The sequence below is a fragment of the Maricaulis sp. genome (assembly GCF_048268525.1).
In the GTDB taxonomy this organism is placed as follows: Bacteria; Pseudomonadota; Alphaproteobacteria; order Caulobacterales; family Maricaulaceae; genus Maricaulis.
In genome coordinates this window covers 68,817-91,870 of sequence record NZ_JBLWVH010000010.1, presented here as the reverse complement: position 1 = coordinate 91,870, position 23,054 = coordinate 68,817, and the positions used below count along the sequence as shown (strand labels likewise).

Genomic DNA, 23,054 nt, shown 5'->3' with positions numbered 1-23,054 from the left:
CGAGCGCGCGTTATGTCACGGGGATTCGGACCGTGCAACGCTGTGGAGCGGTTGGGGCACATTGCAGCACATAGTCCGTGGGATATCGACGCGCTCGTGCGGCACGCCCAGGCCGCGCAGACGGCACTGCGACCCGGGACCCACAAGCCCCGGATGGTGCGGATGGAGGGACTCGAACCCCCACGCCTCGCGGCACCAGAACCTAAATCTGGCGCGTCTACCAGTTCCGCCACATCCGCATGTCGGGCGCGCGTTATGGCGTGGGTTTGGAGGCTGCGCAAGCGCCTCTTGTGCTTGCCGACCGAGGGGGGCCGCTGCGCGCAGCGTGGTCAATTGAGCCTTAAGCATTGCACGCCACCTTGATCAGGACGCCTGCTGCCGAGACGATTGCTGATCGAGACTAGATGACTGCCGACCTGAAATCCTTCATCCGCCGGGCCCTCGCTCGCGGCGAACGCATTGATGCCGGCCAGTTCCGATTGCTCAATCTGGATGCGGTTCGCGAGCAAGCCGGGGAGAACTGGCCTTCCGCGAGAAAGAAAATCATGACGGCGGGGCAGCAATTCCTGTCCAGGCGTTTGCATGACGACGACGCCGTGATCCCCTGCGAGGAGGGGTTTCTGGTCCTGTTCGCGAGCCCGCCTGACGATCCAGCTGCCTTCCTGGCCGAACTCGGTAACGCATTGATGGCCTTTTTCCTTGGCAGTCCGGAAACCAAGGCGATGGCGATCGAAACGCAAGCTTCACGTGTCAATGCCAGCGAGATTTCGCAACTCGCCGCCTCGACGGCCTCCCCTGCGAAGCCGCCCGTACCGTCCCCGCCACCCCGGTCTGCGCCGGATGAGGACAATATCCCCCTGCCCCGATCCCGACCCGTTTCGGAGTGCGAAGAGGAAAGCGTGATCGCGCAGTACCGCCCGCTGTGGGACGCGCAGCGACAATTGCTGGCCGCGAATGCCTGCCTGGCCAAGGTCGTTATCGGCGGTCGCGCCCTGGAGGGAAGACGCGCCATCGCGACGCGAATGTCGACCGCCCGGCAATTCGATCTGGACCAGTGCGCCATCAACGCGGCTATCGAAATGATCACGGCCCTGGTCCGCAAGCAAAAACGCATGACCCTGCGTGTTGGCCTTCATGCCGACAGCTGGAGGGATCGCGACCAGCGCGCCGCTCTGACAGGCGCCATCGAGCGTCTGCCAGTCCCATTGCGGAAATCCTTGCTGGTCCGTATTGACGGACTCAGCGACCAGCCACGCCTGCAGGCCGAAGCCTTGGCCGCACTGGCACCGCTAGGCGTCGGCCTGATGGCTGAAATCCCGTTTGGCGAGTGTGAGCTGGACGATTACGCCGGCAAGGGCGTCAGCCTGTTCTCCTGTGCCTGCCCACCGCCGACCAATGCCAATTCCGAAGGCATGATGGACCATGATGCCCGGGCCCTGAACCAGATGGTGAAAGCCGCCGCGGAGCTCAAGGCTGGTACCTATCTCCACGACGTGCGCGACCTGCTGGTTCTCAAGGCCGCGATGGCAAGCGGCGTCCGATTCTTTTCCGGGCAGTCCGTGGTTGCCGACCGTGCGACACCCGCACCATCGCAATCATTGTCGATGGTCGACCTCTATCGCATGCACAAGGCCGCCTAGACGCGGCGTCGATCGGCACCGATAGTTGCGGCCATGACACATGACGAAAACCGGTCCGCCTTCGACTGGGAAACCCGATTCATCGACGATGACACGCCCTGGGAGCGGGGCGGGCTGCACCCCGCTTTCAAGGCCTGGCGCGATCAAGCCGCATTCGCGACCGGTGAGCGGGTCCTGATTCCCGGCTGCGGGCGGTCCCCGGAGCTCCTGGCGCTGGCTCAAGCCGGACTGACCGTGACAGGTGCCGATCTGTCAGCGACCGCAATATCCTGGCAGCGAGAGGTTCTTCGTGAGGCAAACCAGTCCGCCGACCTGGTTACCGGCGATGTACTGGACTGGGCTCCGGATCAACCGCTTGACCTTGTCTATGAACAAACCTTCCTGTGCGCGATCCACCCTCGTTTGCGGACGCGTTACGAACAGGCCCTGTCGCGCTGGCTGAGGTCTGGCGGGAGACTCTATGCGCTCTTCATGCAGAAACCGGAGCGCGGCGGTCCGCCCTTTGACTGCTCGCTTGATGCCATGCGGATACTTTTCCCTGCCGAGCGCTGGGTCTGGCCCGATGATGGCGAGATACGAGTCTGGCCCCACCCCCAACTCAACGACAAAGCCGAATTGGGAGCGGTTCTGACCAGACGCTAGGGCGTATCCTGGGCTGCCGCCGGGTCGGCCAGCGGGTCCACACGACGCTTGCGCTGACGACCGTGCTTTGCGGTCATCGGCGCCCGGACCAGCACGAACAGCGCCGTCGCGGCTCCGGCGAGAACATTGGCAAAGGCGACACCCCAGATCACCCCGACCGGAGCGTCTAGATAATAGGCGCCAATGATGACCGCCGGGATCATCAGGCCCAGCGCCCGGCCAGCCGTGATCACCATGCCATGGGCCGGCCTGCCCAACCCGTTGAAACCGGCAGAAGCGGCAATCGTGATGCCATAACCGGCTATGGTCACGGGGACGATGCGCCAGTAGGCAATGGCCGTTGACTGCCCCGCCTCACTGGGCAGGAACAGGTCCGCCAGCCAAGGTGCGGCGATCCACAGGATGGCCGCGATCGAGACGCTCCACCCAATGCAAAACAGGAAGCTGGACCGGAAGGCCTCGCGAACCCGGTCGAGCCGGTCCGCGCCACCATTCTGACCGGTCACAGCGCCGATACAGGCCGACAGGGCAAACAGGGGCACAATGGCGAAGGCCTCGATACGTCCGGCGACACCGAGACCGCCGACCGCCGCATCCCCGAACCGCGCCATGGCGAGCCCGGACATGGCGACCGTCATTGCCAGCGGGTTGAAGATATTCGACAGACAGGCCGGCAGGCCGACCCGGGCCACATCCATCCAGTGATGCCAGACTTCGCCCAAGTCCTCGGGTTTGAAATCAATCAGCTTTTCCTTGAACGCCAGGTACCAGGCCACCATCAGGAAGGTCATGGCATTTGAGGCGACGGTGGCGAGCGCCGCGCCGGACACCCCCCAGCCAAGCCCGGGAAACAGGCCGAAGACATCATCCAGTATGAAAATCGGGTCGAGGATCAGATTGACCACGGCGGCTGCGATCATCATCAGGCTCGGAATCACCGCATTGCCCAGGGCTCGCAGGATATTGCCGGCGACCATCGGGCCGACAATCAACACGATTCCGGAGAACCAGACCGTCATGTAGTCAACGACGTGCGGCATCATGGTTGCGCTGGCGCCAAGGCCGGCGAAAATCGGTTCAACGAAGATCACACCGAGCAGGGACACCGAACCAACGGAAATCAGGGCCAGTGTCATTGCATCGGTGGAAATCCGGGCGATGGTCGAACTGCCATCCTTGCGCCCTGCCGCGCGCGAAACAGCCGAAACGGCCCCTGCCCCCAAGCCGATCGACACGCTCATCACCAACATGGTGACCGGGAAGCTCATCTGCACGGCGGCTTGCTCGGCAGTGCCGAGGGTGCCGACCCAATAAGTATCGACAATGCCGACCAGCATCATCGCCAGGATGCCGAAGCTCATCGGCATGATCATGCGCAGGATGTGTCCGAATACCGGACCTTCCGTCATGTCATGGGCTGCACGTCCGGCCATCTTGTCCCCTCTTCACTCACGCCGGAGCATAGATAGGGGTCCGGGCGGTCGTCTGCACCCTTGTGACGTCAATTCGCTGTGAGTTTCAGTGATTGATCACTGCGTCCGGGTAAAAGTCACACTATCGGCTGTCACATCGGGCATCGCACAGCCGGGGATTTCCTCACCGACCTCGGGGATTTCCATTCCTAGACATGACGGGCTCCCGGATGCCCGGGCCGGCTGCTCGAAGGGTGTCCCGCCCATCCCGCCGCTATACCAGCTCGGATAGGGAAAATCATAGCTGAAGCTCAGATCAGCCTCGGTGGGCCGAGAGCCATCCAGACCAGTCACCGCGTACTGCGACGAGCAGCTGCCAAAATCGAGCGGTGTGTCGGTGCTCGTGGATGTCATGGTGATGCATCCGTTTTCTTCAAAAACGAACTCTACCGACCCGGTGACGTAATATGCCCCGATATTGAAGTGGGTTTCGAGCGTCCAATGCTGGCCTGCCAAGGGATACCCCGCGCCTTCAGCCATGGCGGGCGCTCCGACCCAGCAAGCCCCGGTCAACGCGGCCAGAATCGCTGCACACGCGCCCTGTGTATTCCGTGAAACAATCCTCATGCCGATCCCCATTTCGAGCCCTGAACCATCTCAGGACTTATGGGGCAAAGGTCTTAATTCGCCGTTCCGGTCGGAAGTAAATAATGAAATTCAGCCTGTTACCCGATTGAGATCGTAAGCTGCGATCCCTGCCAGATTGACGATGTCGGTCACATTGGCTCCCAGTCGCGCGATCTGGACCGGCTTTTCCAGACCCACCAGCATCGGACCGATCACCGTCGCCCCACCCGCCGCTTTCAGCAGTCGCACCGCGATCGAGGCCGAGTGAATAGCCGGCATGATCAGCACATTGGCCGGCTGCGTCAGGCGAGAGAACGGGTAGAGTTTGTGATGATCCGGATCGAGAGCGACATCGGCGGCCAGTTCGCCTTCATATTCGAAATCCGCGCCTTCGGAATCGAGAATTTCGACCGCTTGCTGGATCTTGGCAGTCCGTTCACCAGGAGGGTTGCCAAAGCTGGAATAGGACAGGAATGCGAGATGCGGGGTGATCCCGAAACGACGGGCCGCATTGGCAGTGACGACCGCGATTTCAGCAAGCGCCGAAGCATCCGGAAATTCGGTCACCGACGTATCGCCGATAACGAGGCTTCGTCCCCGTGTCACCGCGATCGTGACCCCGACAGGCCGACTTCCCTCGATCGGATCCAGGACCAGCTCAACCTCGTTCATCACCACGTTCGAATGCCGCGTCACACCTGTGACCATTCCGTCGGCATGGCCCATTTTCAGCATGCAGGCTGAAAAGACATTCCGGTCATTGTTCACCCGCCGCTGCACATCCCGCCGCAGATAACCTTGTCGCTGGAGGCGCTCGTACAGGTAGTCGGAATAGTCCGTATTGTACTCGGACAGGCGCGCATTGCAGACTTCGAGCGAACCCGACGGAATTCCCAATTCCTTCATGTTGGCAGCCACGACGTCTTCCCGGGCGACCAACACAGCCTTGCCGAGACCCTGGACCTGGAAGGCGTGTGCGGCCCGGATCACGGCCGGCTCCTCGCCCTCTGCGAACACGATGGTCTTCTGCTCCGCCCGGATTGACGTGGATATCCGCTGCTGGATTGCGGCGGTGGGGTCCAGCCGGCGCGCCAGGACCTGCCTGTAGGCTTCATTGTCGTGAAGCGGCAGACGCGCCACGCCGCTCTCGATAGCTGCCTGGGCCACAAACGGCGGAACCCAGGAAATCAGTCGCGGATCGAACGGGGTCGGGATGATGTAGTCCGGCCCGTACTGTAGCCGGTCGACCTTGTAGGCTTGGGCCACCTCGTCGGGCACATCTTCCCGGGCCAGCGCGGCAAGCGCTTTCGCCGCCGCGATCTTCATCTCTTCATTGATCGTCCGGGCCCGAACATCGAGGGCGCCCCGAAAAATGTAAGGGAAGCCGAGGACATTGTTGACCTGGTTGGGGTAATCGGACCGACCGGTCGCCATGATCACGTCATCGCGAACTTCCTTGACCTCTTCCGGCGTAATTTCCGGGGTCGGATTCGCCATCGCGAAAATGATCGGGTTGGGCGCCAGGGAGGCAACGATTTCCTTGGTGAAAACACCGGCAGCGGACAGGCCGAGCAGGACATCGGCGCCTTTTGCCGCGTCCGCAAGGGTCCGCTTGTCGGTGACAATCGCGTGCCGGTTCAAGCGTTCATGACCACCGGGCCGGCCTTCATAAACAACCCCGTCGATATCGACCACGATCGTGTTGGTGGATTTGACGCCCATCGACTCGATCAGTTCCAGCACCGTCAGTCCAGCCGCGCCGGCACCACAGAGAACGACCTTGAGGTCCTCCATGCGCCGCCCCGTCAGGTCGCAGGCATTGATCAGGCCCGCGGCCGCGATGATGGCTGTCCCGTGCTGGTCATCGTGAAACACAGGAATGTCGAGCTCTTCGCGCAAGCGCGTCTCGATCTCGAAGCATTCCGGCGACTTGATATCTTCCAGATTGATCCCGCCGAACGTGTCGCCAAACCCGCGCACACAGGCGATAAACTTGTCCGGGTCGGTATAATCCACTTCGATATCGACCGCATCGATGTCAGCAAAGCGTTTGAACAGGACTGCCTTGCCTTCCATGACAGGTTTCGACGCCGCCGGTCCGAGGTTCCCGAGCCCGAGAATCGCTGTCCCGTTGGACACCACCGCGACCATGTTTCCCTTGGAGGTGTAGTCGTAGACCGTGTCCGGATCCGCCGCGATAGCCCGCACCGGCGCCGCAACACCGGGACTGTAGGCCAGCGCCAGATCGCGCTGGGTCGCCATTGGCTTGGTTGCCGCCACAGACAGTTTGCCAGGGGTCGGTTTCATGTGGAAGGCGAGCGCATCCGCATCGAGTTGTGTGTCAGCGCGATAGGTCGATTCAGCCATGATTTATCCCGGGAAAGGTGTATCTGCGAACATGTACCGCTCCGGCGCCAGTGCCAAGTCCCTCAAACGCCTAGCTTCCATGCGCCAGGAGATGGCTGTGCACCGCGGCCTGCCGCCGCCGTCTTTGCAAGCCTTGCAACACGTCAGGCAGGGCGTCCGGCAAGTCTTCTGCTGTCAGGCCGGCGCCCAGTCGCAAAGCGGCATCGCCATGGATCCAGGCGGCACCGGCGGCGGCCTCGTGTGGCTCCATTCCCGCCGCAAGTCCTGCCGCGATGATGCCGGCCAGCACATCGCCACTGCCCGCAGTGGCGAGCCAACGGCTGGCGTGCCGATTGATCCAGGGTGTCTGGCCGGGCGATGCCACCACGGTGGCCGGTCCCTTCAACAATACGGTACAGCCGCACCGGTCAGCGGCGGCCTGGGCCTGCTCGACCTTGTTCCAGTTCGCCTCGCCAGTGCCGAACAATCGTGAGAACTCACCGGCATGCGGCGTCAACACGCACTGTCCATGCAGCCGGCCTATCAGGGCGTCGGGATCATCCTCGAAACTGGTCAGGGCATCCGCGTCCAATACCAGCGAAATCCCGGCTTCCAAGCCGGCCAGGACGAGTTCACGACTGTGCTCGCCCACGCCCATCGCCGGCCCCATGACAGCGGCCTGGGCCCGCAACCCCATCAGCCTGTCGGAAACCTCATCCGCCCCACCACAGCGCGCCAGCATCACAGCGGTCAGATGGGCGGCATTGACCATCAACGCGGATGGCGGCGCACAAAGCGTCACCACCCCCGCCCCCGCCCGCAAGGCAGCTGCGGCAGCCAGGCGCGCGGCGCCGGACGACTGACTGCCGCCGCTGAACACGGCAACCCGACCCCGGGCATGCTTGTGCAAGTCAGCCCCTGACGAAGCCATGCATGCTCGCCAGGCTGGCGCCAAAACCTCGTACGCGAGCGGCGAAACCAGATCAGTCCAGCCGCCAGGAATTCCAATGTCTCGACAGATGACTTCACCGCAGGATCCGGCAAAGGGTTCGATCAGGTGTACCAGCTTTTTGCGATGAAATGTCACCGTCAGAGCCGCCGTCAGATGCGGCCCGTCCAAAGGCCTGGCATCGCCGTGCAGTCCACTGGGAATATCCACAGAAACCACCGGAACGCCGCGTTCCCCTATGCTGGCGATCCAGTCGGCGAGCAGCCCTGCAATCGGTCTCGACAGGCCCGCGCCGAACAGCGCATCGATTACCAGTTCCGGAGCCGGTCCAGCGGCGTCCAGGTCGACAGGTTCCGCAGTCTCGAGCGGTCCGGACCATCGGCTCAATGCAATTTCGGCGTCAGGGCCAAGAGTTTTGCGCGCCGCGAACAGCACTACCCGAACCGGCCAACCCGCCTCGCGCAACAGACGTGCCGCAACCAGACCATCGCCACCATTATTTCCGGGCCCGGCCAGTACCAAAACCGGGCGCGGTGCCCAGCGGGTCCGAATCGCGTCTGCCGCTGCCGCGCCGGCAGCTTCCATAAGCTGTTGAATTTCAATACCGCTGTCGACCGCCAAACGATCGCAAACAGCCGTGTCATCGGTCGCCAGAATTTCCATCGTCAACTGCGCACCATTGTGTAGCATCCCTGCCTGATTGTTGGGCAAATCCCCGATCGGCTGTCGAGGAGTCCGATTTCCGGCTTGTATCCGACAGCGCCGTGCCTAGCGTCCCGTCGAGATCATGGAGTCCGTGATGAAGAAAATCGAAGCGATCATAAAACCCTTCAAGCTTGATGACGTGAAGGAGGCCCTGCAGGAAATCGGGGTACAAGGCCTGACTGTTATCGAAGCCAAGGGCTTCGGTCGACAAAAAGGGCATACAGAACTCTATCGCGGCGCCGAATACGTCGTCGATTTCCTGCCCAAGATCAAAATCGAGCTGGTCCTGCCGGCCGACCGGGTCGAGGCAGCGGTTGAAGCCATCCAGACCGCGGCCCAGACCGGGCGTATCGGCGACGGCAAGATTTTTGTCAGCCCGATTGAAAGTGTAATCCGCATCCGGACCGGCGAAACCGGTCGCGATGCCCTCTAGTCAAATCTGATCAAATATCTGGAGCCTGGCCCATGTCAGACGCAATTCTCAAGAAGCTCAAAGACGAAGACATCAAGTATGTCGACCTGCGCTTTACCGACCCGCGCGGCAAGCTGCAGCACGTCACCTTCGACCGTTCGGAAGTCAACGAGGACTTCTTCGAGGACGGGGTGATGTTCGACGGCTCATCGATTGGCGGCTGGAAAGCGATCAACGAGTCCGACATGGTGCTCAAGCCGGATGCCAGCTATTGCGAAGTGGATCCCTTCTACCAGCAGCCGACGGCCGTCCTTTTTGCCGACATTCTGGAACCGGGTACCGGCGAAGCCTATAATCGGGATCCGCGCACGACGGCCAAGAAGGCCGAGGCCTTCCTGAAATCCACCGGCATCGGTGACACCGCCTATTTCGGGCCGGAAGCCGAATTCTTCGTTTTCGACGACGTCCGCTACACAACGAGCCAGCACGACACCGGCTACAAGCTCGACAGCGAGGAAATGCCGCACAACACCGGATCGAAATTCGAAGGCGGCAACATGGGTCACCGCCCGGGCCCGAAAGGCGGGTATTTCCCGGTCAATCCGGTCGACAGCGGCCAGGACATGCGCACCGAAATGCTGACGGTGATGGAAGAGCTGGGCCTCAATCCGGAAAAGCACCACCACGAGGTGGCACCGGCCCAGCACGAGCTCGGCATGAAATTCTCGTCGATGACGACGATGGCCGACCGCCTGCAGCTGTACAAATACACCGTCCACATGGTCGCCCATGCCTATGGCAAGACCGCGACCTTCATGCCGAAGCCCGTCTGGAACGACAACGGCACAGGCATGCATGTCCACCAGTCGATCTGGAAGGACGGCAAGCCGATGTTCGCTGGCGACCGCTACGCCGACCTCTCGGAAACCTGCCTGCACTACATCGGCGGCGTCATCAAACACGCCCGTGCGATCAATGCCTTCGCGAATGCCTCGACAAACTCCTACAAGCGTCTCGTGCCTGGCTTCGAAGCGCCGGTTCTGCTTGCCTATTCGGCCCGCAACCGGTCGGCCTCGATCCGCATCCCATGGGTCGGTTCGCCAAATGCGAAACGCCTGGAGACCCGCTTCCCGGATCCGGCCGGCAACCCGTACCTCACCTTCGCCGCGCTGCTGATGGCCGGCCTCGAAGGCATCGAGAACCGGATCGATCCGGGTGATCCGATGGACAAGGATCTCTACGACCTGCCGCCGGAAGAGCTCAAGGACATTCCGACGGTCTGCCGCTCGCTCCGCGAGGCGCTGGAATCGCTCGACACCGACAGGGCCTTCCTCAAGAAGGGCGGTGTCATGGATGACGACCAGATCGACGCCTATATCGACCTCAAGATGGAAGAGGTGCTGCGGTATGAAATGCACCCGCACCCTGTCGAGTTCGATATGTATTACTCCTGCTAATTCAAGAGCTTTTGACCGAGTTGTGGTTGAAAAGAACGGTCGGGCTTCTGCCCGGCCGTTTTCTTTTGCCCCGAGAACACCTGACAAGGTCGACGAGCGCCCGGGCATTCGCTACAAATCGTGCACCAATCGACCCAACCTTTGTTGGGAAGTCCTGTCAGGAGTTCGTATGCGTCGCCGTTTCTTGTTCGCCAGCGCCCTTGTTTCGCTGACCGTTACAGCTCCTGCCGCTTTTGCAGATCGCGAAATCACGGACGAAATCACCACGCCGCTCGTGACGTCCACGGCAGGCGATGGCGGGGGTGCCGACAACATCGTCATTTCCACTGGTGGTCGCGTGACACTCGTGCCTGGCGCGACTGCGGTGACGATTGACAGCGACAATGACGTTACCAACAGCGGCAGTATCATCATTGAAGGTGACGATGACGGTGGTGTCGGTATTCACGCGATCGGCGGCAATTCCGGGACCATCACCCATACCGGGTTGATCCAGGTCCTGGCCGAGACGCGCGCTGGCGACACCGACGATCCCGCCGATGGCATCGTCGACGGTCCGATCGCGGTCGGTTCAAACCGGGTCGCGATCCTTGTCGACGGCAACGCCGTATTTACCGGGGACATCATCGCATCTGTCGGCAGCACCATGACCGTCATTGGCAATGATTCCGCTGGTCTGCGTGTGCTGACCGGCCTGGCCGGGAACATCGACCTGGCCGGCAATGTTCGTGCGATCGGTGACAACAGTTTTGGCGTGGAAATCCGCGGCGACGTTACCGGCAATGTGGATATTGACGGGCGTGTGGAAGTACAGGGCGAAGACAGCGGCGGTATCCTGATTGCCAGTGATATTGGAGGTGCCATCACCATCGGCGCTACCGTGAACGCAACGGCTTACCGATTCTCCGGTCGCCCGACCGAAGAAATCCGTGACAGCCTCGAAGCAGAAGACGTTGCCGATAGTACCTCCGCTGTTCTGATCAACGGCAATGCGACCGGTGGAGTTTTCTTCAGCGGTTTTTCCGAGGATCGTCCCGGGACCCCGTCGGCCAACATCTCAGTGCGCGGCTCGGCGCCAGCAGCCCATATCCTGGCCAATGCCAGCTCAGGCGACATTGTTCTCGGCGAAGTCGTTCTGGAAGCGATCCCGGATGATCCGGACACCGCAGACGTGGACGAAAGTGTCGCCGCCGAATTGATTGGCTACGCATTTGTCAATCGCGGCACCATAACCGCCCAGGGAAACCTTGACGCTGTCGACACGATTACAATGGAAGTCAGCGGCGCAGACGGTCATAGCGTCACCCTCTCCGGTGGCCTCCTGAATGACGGCTTCATCAACGGCTCGGCCTGGCGGGCTACGGCGACCGGCTTTGTACTGGGCGCCGGAGCTATCATCCCGACCTTTGCCAACACCGGTGACATCCGGATCCGATCCAATGAAGAAGGATCATTGGCCCGCGGTATCTACATCGATACCGGTGCCAATGTGCCCATGCTGATCAACTCCGGCGTCATTGATGTGACGACACTGAATGGCGGCGGAGGCGTTGCCATCACCGACGTCTCGAACACGCTTACGACGATCGAGAACACGGGTGAAATCGCCGCCTATCACCTGAACACGCTGGTTGGAACCGACCCCCAGGTCGACGATCTGGTCGCGATTGACCTGTCGGCGAACACTGTGGGCTCCACCGTTCGGCAATACCGCGCGGCCGACGCTGCGGACACCCATGTCGAGGAATTGCTTGGGGACATCCGGTTCGGATCCGGCGACGACCTGCTGCAAGTCGAGTCCGGCATCGTGGATGGCGATCTTTCTTTCGGTGACGGCGCGGATCAGCTGATGATTTCCGGTGGCAGTGTTTCCGGCGCGCTCAGTGATTCCGACGGCAATCTCGCGATCGAGGTGGACGGCGCGCAGCTCGACCTTGCCGCCACTACCAGCGCCAACATCACGACCGCCCGTTTCGGCGACGGTTCAGTCATCCGTTTCCAGGTCGATGACGAGGCCGGTACAGCTGCCAATATAACCGCCTCGGGTGACATCACCTTCCAGTCCGGGTCGCGCGTTGCAGCCACGCTGGCCAATCTGATTGGCGATGGCGCAACTTTTGTGGTCGTGTCCGCGAACAATCTGGTGATCGAGGAAAGTCTCGATATCCTTCAGGATACCGAAGCCCCCTGGCTCTACGAATCCAATCTCGAATTCGATCCCAACAATGCCAACGCCCTCATCCTCACGCTTCGCCGGCGCACCGCCGAAGAGCTAGGCATGAATGCCAACCAGGGCGCAGCCTACACTGCCGCTCTTGAGGGCTGGCAGACCAATGACGAGCTGGGTCAGGCAATTGCGTCGCTGCTTACGCAGGAAGAGTTCTTCGCTGCCTATGACCAGTTGCTGCCGGAATACTCCGCCAGCGCAATCCAGTTCGCACTGGCGGCGAATGACAGCGCCATCGGCGCACTCGCCAACCGCCTTGAAGCCGTCCGCCGCAGTCCCGAAGAATCCGGTGGCCTCTGGGTCCAGGAATTCGGTTACTTTGCGGACCGCGCCGGCAGCGCTTTCGGTCCCGGATACCGTGGACATGGTATTGGTGTTGCGGTCGGTTTCGATCGCCCTGTCGGCCCGTTCTACGCGGTCGGACTCAATGTCGTGGGCGCAGCAAGCGAAGTCTCGGAGGTCAATGGGGTCGACGAGCCCATGAGCGCCATGACCGCACAAGTCGGCACCTATGCAGGCGCCCGGGTCAGCGGTTTTGATTTCGATGCCTACGCGGCTGTTGGCTATGACAGTTTCGAGCACAATCGCCGCGTCCTGATCGGCGCATTTGACGCCTCGCCGACGGCGGACTGGACCGGCTGGCACACCTCAGCATCAGCCCGCATCTCACGCGACCTTGCGGTCGGTGAGCGCTGGTATGTCCGGCCGGCACTCTCGGTCGACTATCTTCGTTTGAGCGAAGGCGGTTATACGGAGACAGGCGGCGGTGCCGGTGTCGACCTGGCGGTCGGCGATCGGGAAAGCTCAAGCTTTTCTGGTACAAGCCTCCTAACCTTGGGCGCCCGCTTCGAGAGCACCAACAGCTGGTGGTCGCCGAGTGTCCGTGTTGGCTTCCGCAATGAGTTCGGCGGTGGTGAGTCGGAAACAATGGCGAGTTTCGTCGACTTCGATGACACCTTCACCCTGCGCTCACAGTCAATGCCTGGGACGGGAGCCATTTTTGGTTTCGGTATCGCAGCCGGCTCCGGCTACTCGACATTCTCCTTCGATTACGATGCCGATGTCCGGGACGACTTCATCCGCCACACCGCACGCCTTGTGATGCGGATGGTTTTCTAGACCACAGGCAGACACGTTGCGATCAATGCCCTGGCAGCCCGCTGCCAGGGCATTTTTCTGTGGATCATCCTCATCCTGAGCACCCGGGTCTGCACAGACAGGCTGATCATCCGACAATCCCTGCGTAGACTTCCCTCCTGACCGCCGACTCGTGCAAAGTGGATTAATGTCGAACCAGAATTCCGATTCCGACCTGTTCGCAGGCGCACCAGCGCCGACGCCGTCAAAGGCGCCGGCCCCCGGCTATTCGGCCGCCCATATCGAAGTCCTTGAAGGCCTCGAAGCGGTTCGCCGGCGCCCGGGGATGTATATCGGCGGAACGGACGAGCGGGCCTATCATCACCTGTTCGCGGAGATCCTCGACAACTCCATGGACGAGGCCGTCGCCGGTTGGGCTGACCGGATCGAGGTCGCCGTGGACGAGGACGGCTACATCACTGTCACCGACAATGGTCGCGGCATTCCCGTCGATCCCCACCCGAAATATCCCGACAAGTCTGCCCTGGAAGTCGTGCTGACCATACTTCACGCCGGCGGCAAGTTTTCCGACAGCGCCTACAAGACCTCCGGCGGACTGCACGGCGTCGGCATCTCGGTCGTCAACGCCCTCTCCGAAGTACTCGACGTCGAAGTCGCCCGCGAGAAGACCCTTTGGACGCAGTCCTATTCGCGCGGTCTGCCGCAAGGCCCACTGGTCAAGGTCGGGCCGGCACCAAATCGGCGCGGCACGAAAATCCGGTTCCTGCCGGACACGCAGATTTTCGGTGACAAGATGTCGGTCAAGCCGGCCCGCATCTACGCCATGGCCCGCTCGAAGGCTTTCCTGCGTCGCGGCGTGAAAATCCAGTGGCGCTGCGCGCCCAGCCTGGTGGAAGGTACCGATATTCCGGCCGACGACATTCTCTGCTTCCCGGGCGGGCTCGCCGACCGGATGGCGGAGCTGGCGGACAAGCGGGCGCTGATTACGGCAGAGTCCTTCAGCGGCCGGGTCGAGCGTGAAGACGGTGCGGGCGGGGTGGAATGGGCAATCACCTGGTCAGGCAATGGCTATGGCGGCGATGCTGACGGGTTCTGCCAGTCCTACTGCAACACGGTCCCCACCCCTCAGGGTGGCACACACGAGCAAGGCCTTCGGGCGGCGCTCTCGAAGGGCCTGCGCGCCTATGCCGAACACACCCACGCCAAGAAGGCGAGCCAGATCACGGCGGAAGACGTGTTGGGTGGTGCGGGTGCGCTGGTCTCGGTCTTCATCGGAGACCCTGAATTCCAGGGCCAGACGAAAGAACGACTGGCCACACCGGAAGCGACCAAGCTGGTTGAAACGGCTGTTCGCGACCAGTTCGATCACTGGCTTGCCGGCTCGCCCAAGGAAGCCGCAAAGCTGGTCGAATTCGCGATTGAACGCGCCGATGACCGCATGCGCCGACGCAAGGAAAAGAACGTCAAACGGCAGACAGCCTCACGACGCCTTCGTCTGCCTGGAAAACTGGCGGACTGCTCGCGGGCTGATGCCGACGGAACCGAGCTCTTTCTGGTCGAGGGCGACTCGGCCGGCGGGTCGGCCAAACAGGCCCGCTCACGCCAGACCCAGGCCATCCTGCCCCTGCGCGGCAAGATCCTCAATGTGGCCTCGGCGACGGCCGACAAGATCTCGGCCAACCAGGAAATCAGTGACCTTCTGTTGGCGTTGGGCTGCCTGACCGGCAGCAAATTCAAGCTCGAAGACCTGCGCTATGAACGCGTCGTGATCATGACCGACGCCGATGTCGATGGCGCCCATATCGCTGCGCTGCTCATCACCTTCTTCTATCGTTCGATGCCGGAGCTCATTCATTCCGGACGCCTGTTCCTGGCCCAACCACCCCTTTACCGGCTCACCCAGGGCAGCCGAACGCTGTACGCCCGCGACGATGCCCACCGGGAGCAACTCATCCGCGACGAATTCAAGGCCAACAGCAAGATCGAAGTTGGCCGCTTCAAAGGTCTGGGCGAGATGACACCATCGCAACTCAAGCAGACAACGATGGATCCGGCCGTTCGCACCCTCGCCCGGGTCGTGATTGATGAGCATGACATGCCAACGCTGGAAGCCTTGGTCGAGACGCTGATGGGCAAGAAGCCGGAAGCGCGGTTCAAGTTCATCCAGGACAATGCCACCTTCGTGACCGAAGACCTCGACCTCTAGGCCGGCTGGCCCGGGGCCACCAAAGTTGCGTTACCGGACTGTCCGGCGAGTGGACAAGCACAACCAGCGCGCTAGCCTCCTCCCCTGAGATGATGGACAGAATCACGAGGGGAATCCGATGATGATGCGACGCTCTATTCGTTCAGGACTGGCCAGCTGCGCGCTCATGGCCACCGGCGCGGCCGGATTGGTCGGGGCTGCAAGCGCCGAACCGATTGAGTTTTTCCAGGTCGAAGGCGTCACATACGACAGCTCGGTTCCAGCACCGGAAGAGGTGATTGGATGGGGCGTGGGCGACCGCCCAGTCCGCCACGACCAGCTGGTTGACTACCTCTCACAGGTTGCCAACGGTTCCGATCGCATTTCGATCGAGACGATCGGCTACACCCATGAACACCGACCGATCCTGTTCTTTGTCGTCACATCACCAGAAAACCATGCCCGTATCGACGAGATCAGGGCGGCTCACCTCGCCTCCCTTTCTCCCGACGCCCCGGCGAGCGAGGGGCCGGCAGTAATCTGGTTGAATTACGGCGTCCATGGTGCCGAATCGGCGGGGATGGACGCCTCGATTCCGACGCTCTATCACCTCGCGGCCGCGCAAGGCGACGAAATCGAAGCAACGCTCGACAACAGCGTCATCCTGATCACCGCCATTTTCAATCCGGACGGACACTCGCGGCGCATCAATCATGTCGAGACCTTCGGCGGTGATGTCCGCACGACCGATCCTGACCACGAACAGCATAATCTGTGGACCGCCGCCCGCACCAATCACTACTGGTTCGACCTCAACCGGCAGTGGTTGCTCCAGACTCAGCCAGAGTCGCAGGCATGGCTGGAACAATGGCACGAGTGGAAGCCGCAGGTTTCCGCCGATTTCCATGAAATGGGGACGGAAAGCACCTTCTATTTCCATCCTGGAGAACCGCTGCGCCGCAATCCGCTCATTCCGGAACAGGCCCGCGAGCTGACCCTCGGCATCGCCCGTCATCACATCAGCTTCCTGGACAGCGAAGCCCGCCTTTACACATCAGAGGAAGGTTTCGACAATTTCTATGTCGGCAAGGGTTCGACCTATCCCCAGGTGAACGGGTCACTGGGCATCCTGTTTGAAATCGGTGCCGCTCGTGGTGGCCTGATCGAGGCCGAACGCGGGCTGGTCAGCCATGGCGACAATGTCCGCACCCATTTCCGGACCTCGCTGACCACCATCGCCGGGGGCCTGGCCGGACGGAACGAGATTTCAGCATACCAGCGCGCGTTTTTCGCCAACTCTATGGAAGCAGCCGCACGGGACCGTGATCGCGGATTCGTATTTACGGCCGAAGGTGACCCGGCCCGAGCCAACATGTTTGTCGACTTGCTCAACCGCCACGACATCCGGGTAAACCGGCTTGCGCGTGATGTGCGCAGCAATGGCCGGACCTATTCCGCCGACGACAGCTTCGTAGTCGCGCTGGCGCAGCCGCAATACACGATGATCCGGTCACTGTTCGACCGCGTCACATCCTTTGAGGAAAACGTCTTCTATGACGTGTCCGGCTGGACCTTGCCCCTCGCCTACGACCTCGACTATGCCGCGCTTGGCCGTAACTGGTCGGCGGATCTGGTAGGCGCGGAAGCGGAGCCGGCCGCACTCGCGGCGGTCGCACCTCCGCGATCAAATTACGGCTATGTACTGCGCTGGTCGGATTATTATGCACCCCGCGGTCTCTATCGCCTGCTGGACGCCGACATCCGCGTTCGCGTCGCGACCGAACCGACCACCATCGCGACCCATCTGGGTGCGACGGCCTTTGGACCGGGTGCCGTATTCGTACCGCTGATCGGTCAGGAGGCCGACAATGACACGATCCACCAAATGGTTTCGACCATCGCCCGGGAAGACGGCGTTTCCGTACACGCGGTGACCTCCGGGTCGACGGCTGCCGGTTCGCCGGACCTCGGCGATGGAAACGGATTCCGGGCCGTCCGACGGCCCGAAATCCTGGTCCTGTTCGACGACGGCCTGGCCAGCTATGACGCCGGCGAAATCTGGCATCAGCTGGACCACCGCATGCAGATGCCTGTCACCTTGCGACGCAAGAACGAGCTGGGTGGCATGGACTGGTCCCGCTACACGCACCTGATCATTGTGGGCGGCGGCAATACCAGCCTGTCCGACCGCACCACCGAGCGGGTCAATCAGTGGATCCGGGAGGATGGCGGTGTGCTGGTAACGATGCGACAAGCCTCCCGGATGGCGCAAGCAGCCTTCCTCGGCATGGAAGCCGCGGATGACGACGAAGAGGACGACAGCGATACGGCAACCGAGCGTCGCAACTACGCTGATATGGGCGTGGACGATGCAGAGCACGTCATCGGCGGCGCCATTTTCCAGACCGATCTCGACCCCTCCAACCCGATCGGGTTCGGCTATGCCGACCGCGACCTGCCGGTGCATCGCAATACCAGCTTCACGCTGCAGCGGCCCGAGGGCAATCCGTTCGCAGTCGTGGCGGAGTACACCGACGAACCGCTGTTGTCGGGCTACGCATCGCAGCGCCGCCAGGATGAAATCGCCGGGACACCTGCGATCATCGCCCAGCGCCATGGGCGCGGGACGGTGATCATGTTTGCGGACAACCCGGCGTTCCGCGCAACTTTCCGCGGAACGGAACGCGCCTTCATGAACGCCATCTTCTTTGGCGGGCTGATCGATCGCCCGTTTGGCGACTACGAGGAAGAATAGGCTGACCCCGGCGTGGACGCGCACGTCCACGCCGGGCCGGCCGGCTCGCCATGCGCCTGTTCGAGATCGACCGATCAGGGTTTGACGGCCCGGTCCGGAAAGCGTTCAATCAACTGTCTCATCCGGCCCCGTCACGCCGGACTCAATGTGGGGAACAACTATGACTTTCAAGGCATGGATGCCAACCTTGGCGGCGACAGCCGCTCTGGGTCTGGCAGCGTGCAGCTCGGGCACCGAAAGCGACGGTCCCGAAGCTGCCTCGTCAGATACCGATATCGTACGACACAGTCTCGATCCCTATCCCTCGACCTACACGCCACGTCCCAGCGGCGTCACCCTGATCCAGGGCGGCACGGTGTTTGACGGTCTGGGCGGTGAGATCGAAGGCGGTGATGTGCTGATCGAGAATGGTCGGATCGTAGCCGTCGGCACCGGTCTGGAGGCGCCGGAAGGTGCCACCGTCGTTGACGCGACCGGGCGTTATGTGACGCCTGGCGTGGTCGACATCCACTCCCATCTCGGTGCCTACCCCTCGCCGAGCGTCAGCGCCCACAGCGATGGCAATGAAGCGACCCAGCCCGTGACATCGGAAGTCTGGGTCGAGCACAGCGTCTGGCCACAGGATCCCGGCTTCGAAGCGGCCCTCGCTGGCGGCGTCACCACGCTGCACGTGCTGCCCGGTTCCGCCAACTTGTTCGGTGGCCGCGGCGTGACATTGCGCAATGTATCCGCTCGCACCGTCCAGGAGATGAAATTCCCCGAGGCGCCCTACACGCTCAAGATGGCCTGCGGCGAAAACCCGTCACGGGTCTATGGTAATCGCGGACGCTCGCCGGCAACGGACATGGGCAATATGGCCGGTTACCGCACAGCCTGGATCGAGGCCTCTGAGTATCGCGACAGCTGGCAGGAATACTGGGACGCTGCAGAAGCCGGTGACGACGTTTCCGCACCGACACGCAATCTGGAGCTGGAAACCCTGATGGGCGTGCTCGACGGTGAAATCCTGATCCAGATGCATTGCTACCGCGCCGACCAGATGGCCCAGATCATCGATCTGTCGCAGGAATTCGGCTATCAGGTGACGACTTTCCATCACGCCGTTGAAGCCTACAAGATTCCGGACCTCCTGGCCGAAAGCGGCACCTGTGCGGCAGTCTGGGCCGACTGGGGCGGATTCAAGATGGAGGCCTATGACGCCATCCGTGAAAATCTGGCCATGACCCACGCCAACGGGGCCTGCGCCATGATCCATTCCGACAGCGATATGGGTATCCAGCGGCTCAATCAGGAAGTGGCCAAGGCCCTGGGCGATGGTCGCCGTGCCGGCCTCGACATTTCCGACGGCGAAGCCTGGCGCTGGCTGTCATCCAATCCTGCCGAAGCCCTTGGCATCGCAGATCAGACCGGCAGCCTGCAGGCCGGATTGCGCGCCGATGTCGTGCTTTGGTCGGGCAACCCCTATTCAACTTATACACGGGCTGACCTTGTCTGGATCGACGGAGCCTTGAGCTTCGATCGCCGCGACGAAGACCAGCAGCCGGTCCGCGACTTCATGCTCGGACAGCCGGGTGAAGGAGACCAATGATGAAAACCATCCTTCCAACGCTCGCCCTGGTTCTCGCCAGTGCAGCGCCGGGCTTGGCCCAATCCTACGCTGTCACCAATGGCCGCGTGGTCACCAATACCGAGCAAGGCGTCATCGCCGACGGCACGGTCCTGGTCCGTGACGGCAATATTGTCGCTGTTGGCGCCGATGTGAGCATCCCTGACGGCACCGAGATCATCGACGCCGATGGCGGTTGGATCACGCCGGGCCTGTTCGCACCATTTACCCAGATCGGCCTCACCGAGGTCGCCCTGGAAGGTTCGACGACCGATTCCGGAGCCAATGACTCGCCCTACTCTGTGGCGCTCGATGTGAGTGACGGCTTCAACCCGGCCGGGACCCACATTGCCTCCACCCGCATGCGCGGTGTGACCCGGGCCGCCATCTACCCATCGACTGGCCACAATATCTTTGCTGGCCAGGGCGCACTTGTGGAAACAGGTGGCGAAGGCGACTCACTCTTCCAGAGCGGCAGCTTTGTTTTCGCCGATCTGAGCCAGTCCGGCGCCTCCACTGCCGGCGGATCAAGGCCTGCGGCCTGGGCCTATCTGGAGGCGGCCTTCAATGATGCCCGCGGCTACCCGGGACGCTTCTCGGCCGACCACGAGGGTGACGCGCTCAACCGTTTTGACGCGCAAGCCTTGTTGCCGGTAGTTCGCGGTCGCATGCCGCTCGTCCTGAACATCGATCGCGCAGCGGACCTGCGCCGTGCGATCCGATTCCAGGCCGACAACGCACCGGTTCAGTTGATAATCGAGGGCGGTGCCGAAGCCTGGATGGTTGCTGATGAGCTGGCGGCGGCCGGAATTCCCGTCCTGCTGGATCCGCTCCGCAACCTCCCGGCCTCCTTCGACGAGATTGCCGCCACGCTGGATGGGGCCCAACGCCTGCACGCAGCGGGCGTGACCGTTGCCTACACCACGCAAACATCAGACGGGTACTACAATGCCCGCCTGATCGCGCAACATGCCGGGAACGCGGTTGCCAACGGAGTTGCGTGGGATCAGGCCTTCCGCTCGATCACGCTCACCCCGGCCGAGATTTACGGTGTCGGTGAACGGTATGGCGCGCTGGCCACTGGCTATGCCGGCGATGTCGTTGTCTGGGACGGTGATCCGCTTGAAGTGATGAGTTCGCCCGTCGCGGTGCTCATCGATGGAGAAGTGACGCCGATGGATTCACGTCAGTCGCGCCTTCGCGACCGTTACATCAATATCACGGACGAGACGCCATTCGCCTATCGGCGTTAGCGGTTCAGCCTTGTTGCGTTGACTTGCAGCGGGGCCACCGTATTTTGCGCTCACCAAGCGGCCGCGCCACCACGGCGCGCCCGTCCTGATTTCAGGTCAAGCCAAAGGATGCCATGACGTTCGCAGAACTGGGTCTGAGCCCAAAACTACTCGAAGCCATCCACGAGGCTGGCTATAGCGAACCGACCCCGATCCAGGCCGGCGCCATTCCTGCGGCGCTTGCCGGGCGCGATGTGCTTGGCATTGCCCAGACCGGTACCGGCAAGACCGCGTCCTTTACATTGCCGCTGATCGAGCGCCTGTCGCGCGGTCGCGCCAAGGCCCGCATGCCGCGCTCCCTGATCATTGCGCCAACGCGCGAGCTGGCCGCCCAGTGTGCTGAAAATTTCGAGACCTATTCCAAGGGTCAGAAGCTTTCGATGGCACTCCTGATCGGCGGCGTGGCCTTTGGTCCCCAGGAAGAAATCCTGAACAAGGGTGCCGACGTCCTGATCGCGACTCCCGGTCGCCTGCTCGATCATTTCGGCCGTGGCAAACTGTTGATGACCGGCGTTCAGATGCTGGTGGTCGATGAGGCCGACCGGATGTTGGACATGGGCTTCATCCCCGACCTCGAGAAGATTTTCTCGCTGGTGCCACCGGCGCCGCGCCGCCAGACCCTTTTCTTCTCGGCCACCATGCCAAAAGAGATCCAGAGTCTGGTCGATCGCTTCCTGCGCGACCCGGAACGCGTCGAAGTGTCCCGCCCGGCTCAAACCGGCGCCAATATCACCCAGTTGATGATCCGCCTCACTGACAACTCCGCCAAAGCCAAGCGCCTGGCGCTGCGCCAGGCGATGTCGCGCGACGGGGTGAAGAACGGCATCATCTTTTCCAATCGCAAACGCGATGTGGATGTTGTGGCCCGGTCACTCCAGCGCCACGGCTTTTCGGCGGCGCCCATCCATGGTGACCTCGATCAGTCAGCCCGGACTGCGACTCTCGCAGACTTCAAGGCCGGTACGCTGCGTTTCCTTGTGGCCAGCGATGTGGCCGCACGCGGTCTCGACATTCCGGATGTGAGTCACGTCTTCAATTACGACATGCCCCATCACGCCGATGACTATGTGCACCGTATTGGTCGCACTGGGCGAGCCGGCAAGTCGGGCGAGTCGGTCACGATTTTTGCGCCAGGCGACGAGAAATCACTCGCTGCGGTCCTCAAGCTGATCAAGGAAGACATTCCCGAGCTGGTCCTGGACGGAAGCAGCAATGCCGCGTCGGAGTCTGCGACAGCGCCTGACGGTGACACCGAACCGGCCAAGCCGCGCTCGACCCGCACCCGGTCGAGAAAGCCCAGAACGCCGCGCAAGACGAATGACGCGGATACGACAGCGACGCCGAAGCCCGCCGCGGCCGAGACAGAACCGGAAAACGCGCCCGTTTCGGAACCTGCGCTATCACAACCGGTCACAACCGACGATCCCAAACCGGCCAACAAGCCCCGAGCAAACACGCCGTCTCGTGACTCCGGCAATGACAACCGGAAACAGTCCCGTCGTGGCGGGTCAAAGCGGGATCGCGGTCCGGTCAATGACCGGTCTATCGTCGGATTTGGCGACCATGTACCAAGCTTCATGAACGCAGATCGATAGGGCTGTCAGGGGCGCGTTTCGACCCAGAATTGGATCGGGTAGAATTTCAACTCATATGACATGACTGATTTTTACCTCTTCTTTCCGTTTGCCGGTTAGGTTCAGG

14 protein-coding genes and 1 tRNA gene are annotated in these 23,054 nt (G+C 61.9%); 10 read left to right on the top strand and 5 right to left on the bottom strand.

The annotated features are described in order from the left end of the window. Positions 1 to 154: 154 nt before the first annotated feature. Positions 155 to 239 (bottom strand) — tRNA-Leu (locus ACN0X9_RS07225). Positions 240 to 404: 165 nt separating this feature from the next. On the opposite strand from ACN0X9_RS07225, the gene ACN0X9_RS07220 reads away from it, so the two are divergent. Both ACN0X9_RS07220 and ACN0X9_RS07215 read left to right on the top strand, forming a co-directional pair. Beyond that, positions 405 to 1,640, top strand: coding sequence for a hypothetical protein (locus tag ACN0X9_RS07220; RefSeq protein ID WP_417486939.1), 1,236 nt, complete (start codon positions 405 to 407; stop codon positions 1,638 to 1,640). A 33-nt stretch (positions 1,641 to 1,673) separates the two neighbouring features. Continuing rightward, the gene (locus tag ACN0X9_RS07215; RefSeq protein ID WP_417486938.1) at positions 1,674 to 2,282 is read left to right on the top strand and encodes a methyltransferase domain-containing protein; all 609 of its coding nucleotides are present in this window, start codon (positions 1,674 to 1,676) and stop codon (positions 2,280 to 2,282) included. On the opposite strand, the gene ACN0X9_RS07210 is transcribed toward ACN0X9_RS07215, so the two are convergent. From ACN0X9_RS07210 to ACN0X9_RS07195, 4 genes are all read right to left on the bottom strand, one after another. After that, complete coding sequence (locus tag ACN0X9_RS07210; protein WP_417486937.1) at positions 2,279 to 3,715, bottom strand: MATE family efflux transporter; 1,437 nt, start codon at positions 3,713 to 3,715, stop codon at positions 2,279 to 2,281. The genes ACN0X9_RS07215 and ACN0X9_RS07210 overlap by 4 nt on opposite strands. Positions 3,716 to 3,811: 96 nt before the next feature. Further along, on the bottom strand, positions 3,812 to 4,234 hold the full coding sequence (locus tag ACN0X9_RS07205; protein WP_417486936.1) for a hypothetical protein: 423 nt from the start codon (positions 4,232 to 4,234) through the stop codon (positions 3,812 to 3,814). Between the two features lie 177 nt (positions 4,235 to 4,411). Beyond that, the gene (locus ACN0X9_RS07200; RefSeq protein ID WP_417486935.1) at positions 4,412 to 6,688 is read right to left on the bottom strand and encodes an NADP-dependent malic enzyme; all 2,277 of its coding nucleotides are present in this window, start codon (positions 6,686 to 6,688) and stop codon (positions 4,412 to 4,414) included. A 70-nt stretch (positions 6,689 to 6,758) separates the two neighbouring features. Continuing rightward, positions 6,759 to 8,279, bottom strand: a complete 1,521-nt coding sequence (locus ACN0X9_RS07195; protein ID WP_417486934.1) for an NAD(P)H-hydrate dehydratase — start codon at positions 8,277 to 8,279, stop codon at positions 6,759 to 6,761. A gap of 136 nt (positions 8,280 to 8,415) precedes the next feature. On the opposite strand from ACN0X9_RS07195, the gene ACN0X9_RS07190 reads away from it, so the two are divergent. The 8 genes from ACN0X9_RS07190 to ACN0X9_RS07155 all read left to right on the top strand — a co-directional run bounded on the left by ACN0X9_RS07190 (position 8,416) and on the right by ACN0X9_RS07155 (position 22,948). Then, positions 8,416 to 8,754 carry a P-II family nitrogen regulator gene (locus ACN0X9_RS07190; protein ID WP_011643270.1) on the top strand — a complete coding sequence of 113 codons (339 nt, stop codon included), beginning with the start codon at positions 8,416 to 8,418 and terminating at the stop codon, positions 8,752 to 8,754. Between the two features lie 32 nt (positions 8,755 to 8,786). Further along, entirely contained in the window at positions 8,787 to 10,190 is a 1,404-nt protein-coding gene (gene glnA, locus ACN0X9_RS07185; RefSeq protein WP_417486933.1) for a type I glutamate--ammonia ligase, read from the top strand. 169 nt (positions 10,191 to 10,359) lie between these two features. Then, positions 10,360 to 13,536, top strand: coding sequence for an autotransporter domain-containing protein (locus ACN0X9_RS07180; RefSeq protein ID WP_417486932.1), 3,177 nt, complete (start codon positions 10,360 to 10,362; stop codon positions 13,534 to 13,536). Positions 13,537 to 13,702: 166 nt separating this feature from the next. Beyond that, on the top strand, positions 13,703 to 15,721 hold the full coding sequence (gene parE, locus ACN0X9_RS07175; RefSeq protein ID WP_417486931.1) for a DNA topoisomerase IV subunit B: 2,019 nt from the start codon (positions 13,703 to 13,705) through the stop codon (positions 15,719 to 15,721). Positions 15,722 to 15,839: 118 nt separating this feature from the next. Beyond that, a complete protein-coding gene (locus ACN0X9_RS07170) occupies positions 15,840 to 18,455 on the top strand; it encodes a M14 family zinc carboxypeptidase (RefSeq protein WP_417486930.1) in 2,616 nt (871 codons plus the stop codon). Between the two features lie 160 nt (positions 18,456 to 18,615). Further along, positions 18,616 to 20,043 carry an amidohydrolase gene (locus tag ACN0X9_RS07165; RefSeq protein ID WP_417486929.1) on the top strand — a complete coding sequence of 476 codons (1,428 nt, stop codon included), beginning with the start codon at positions 18,616 to 18,618 and terminating at the stop codon, positions 20,041 to 20,043. Continuing rightward, on the top strand, positions 20,043 to 21,314 hold the full coding sequence (locus ACN0X9_RS07160; RefSeq protein ID WP_417486928.1) for an amidohydrolase family protein: 1,272 nt from the start codon (positions 20,043 to 20,045) through the stop codon (positions 21,312 to 21,314). The genes ACN0X9_RS07165 and ACN0X9_RS07160 overlap by 1 nt, the downstream gene beginning before the upstream one ends. 113 nt (positions 21,315 to 21,427) lie before the next feature. Further along, entirely contained in the window at positions 21,428 to 22,948 is a 1,521-nt protein-coding gene (locus ACN0X9_RS07155; RefSeq protein ID WP_417486927.1) for a DEAD/DEAH box helicase, read from the top strand. The last annotated feature ends 106 nt before the right edge of the window (positions 22,949 to 23,054 follow it).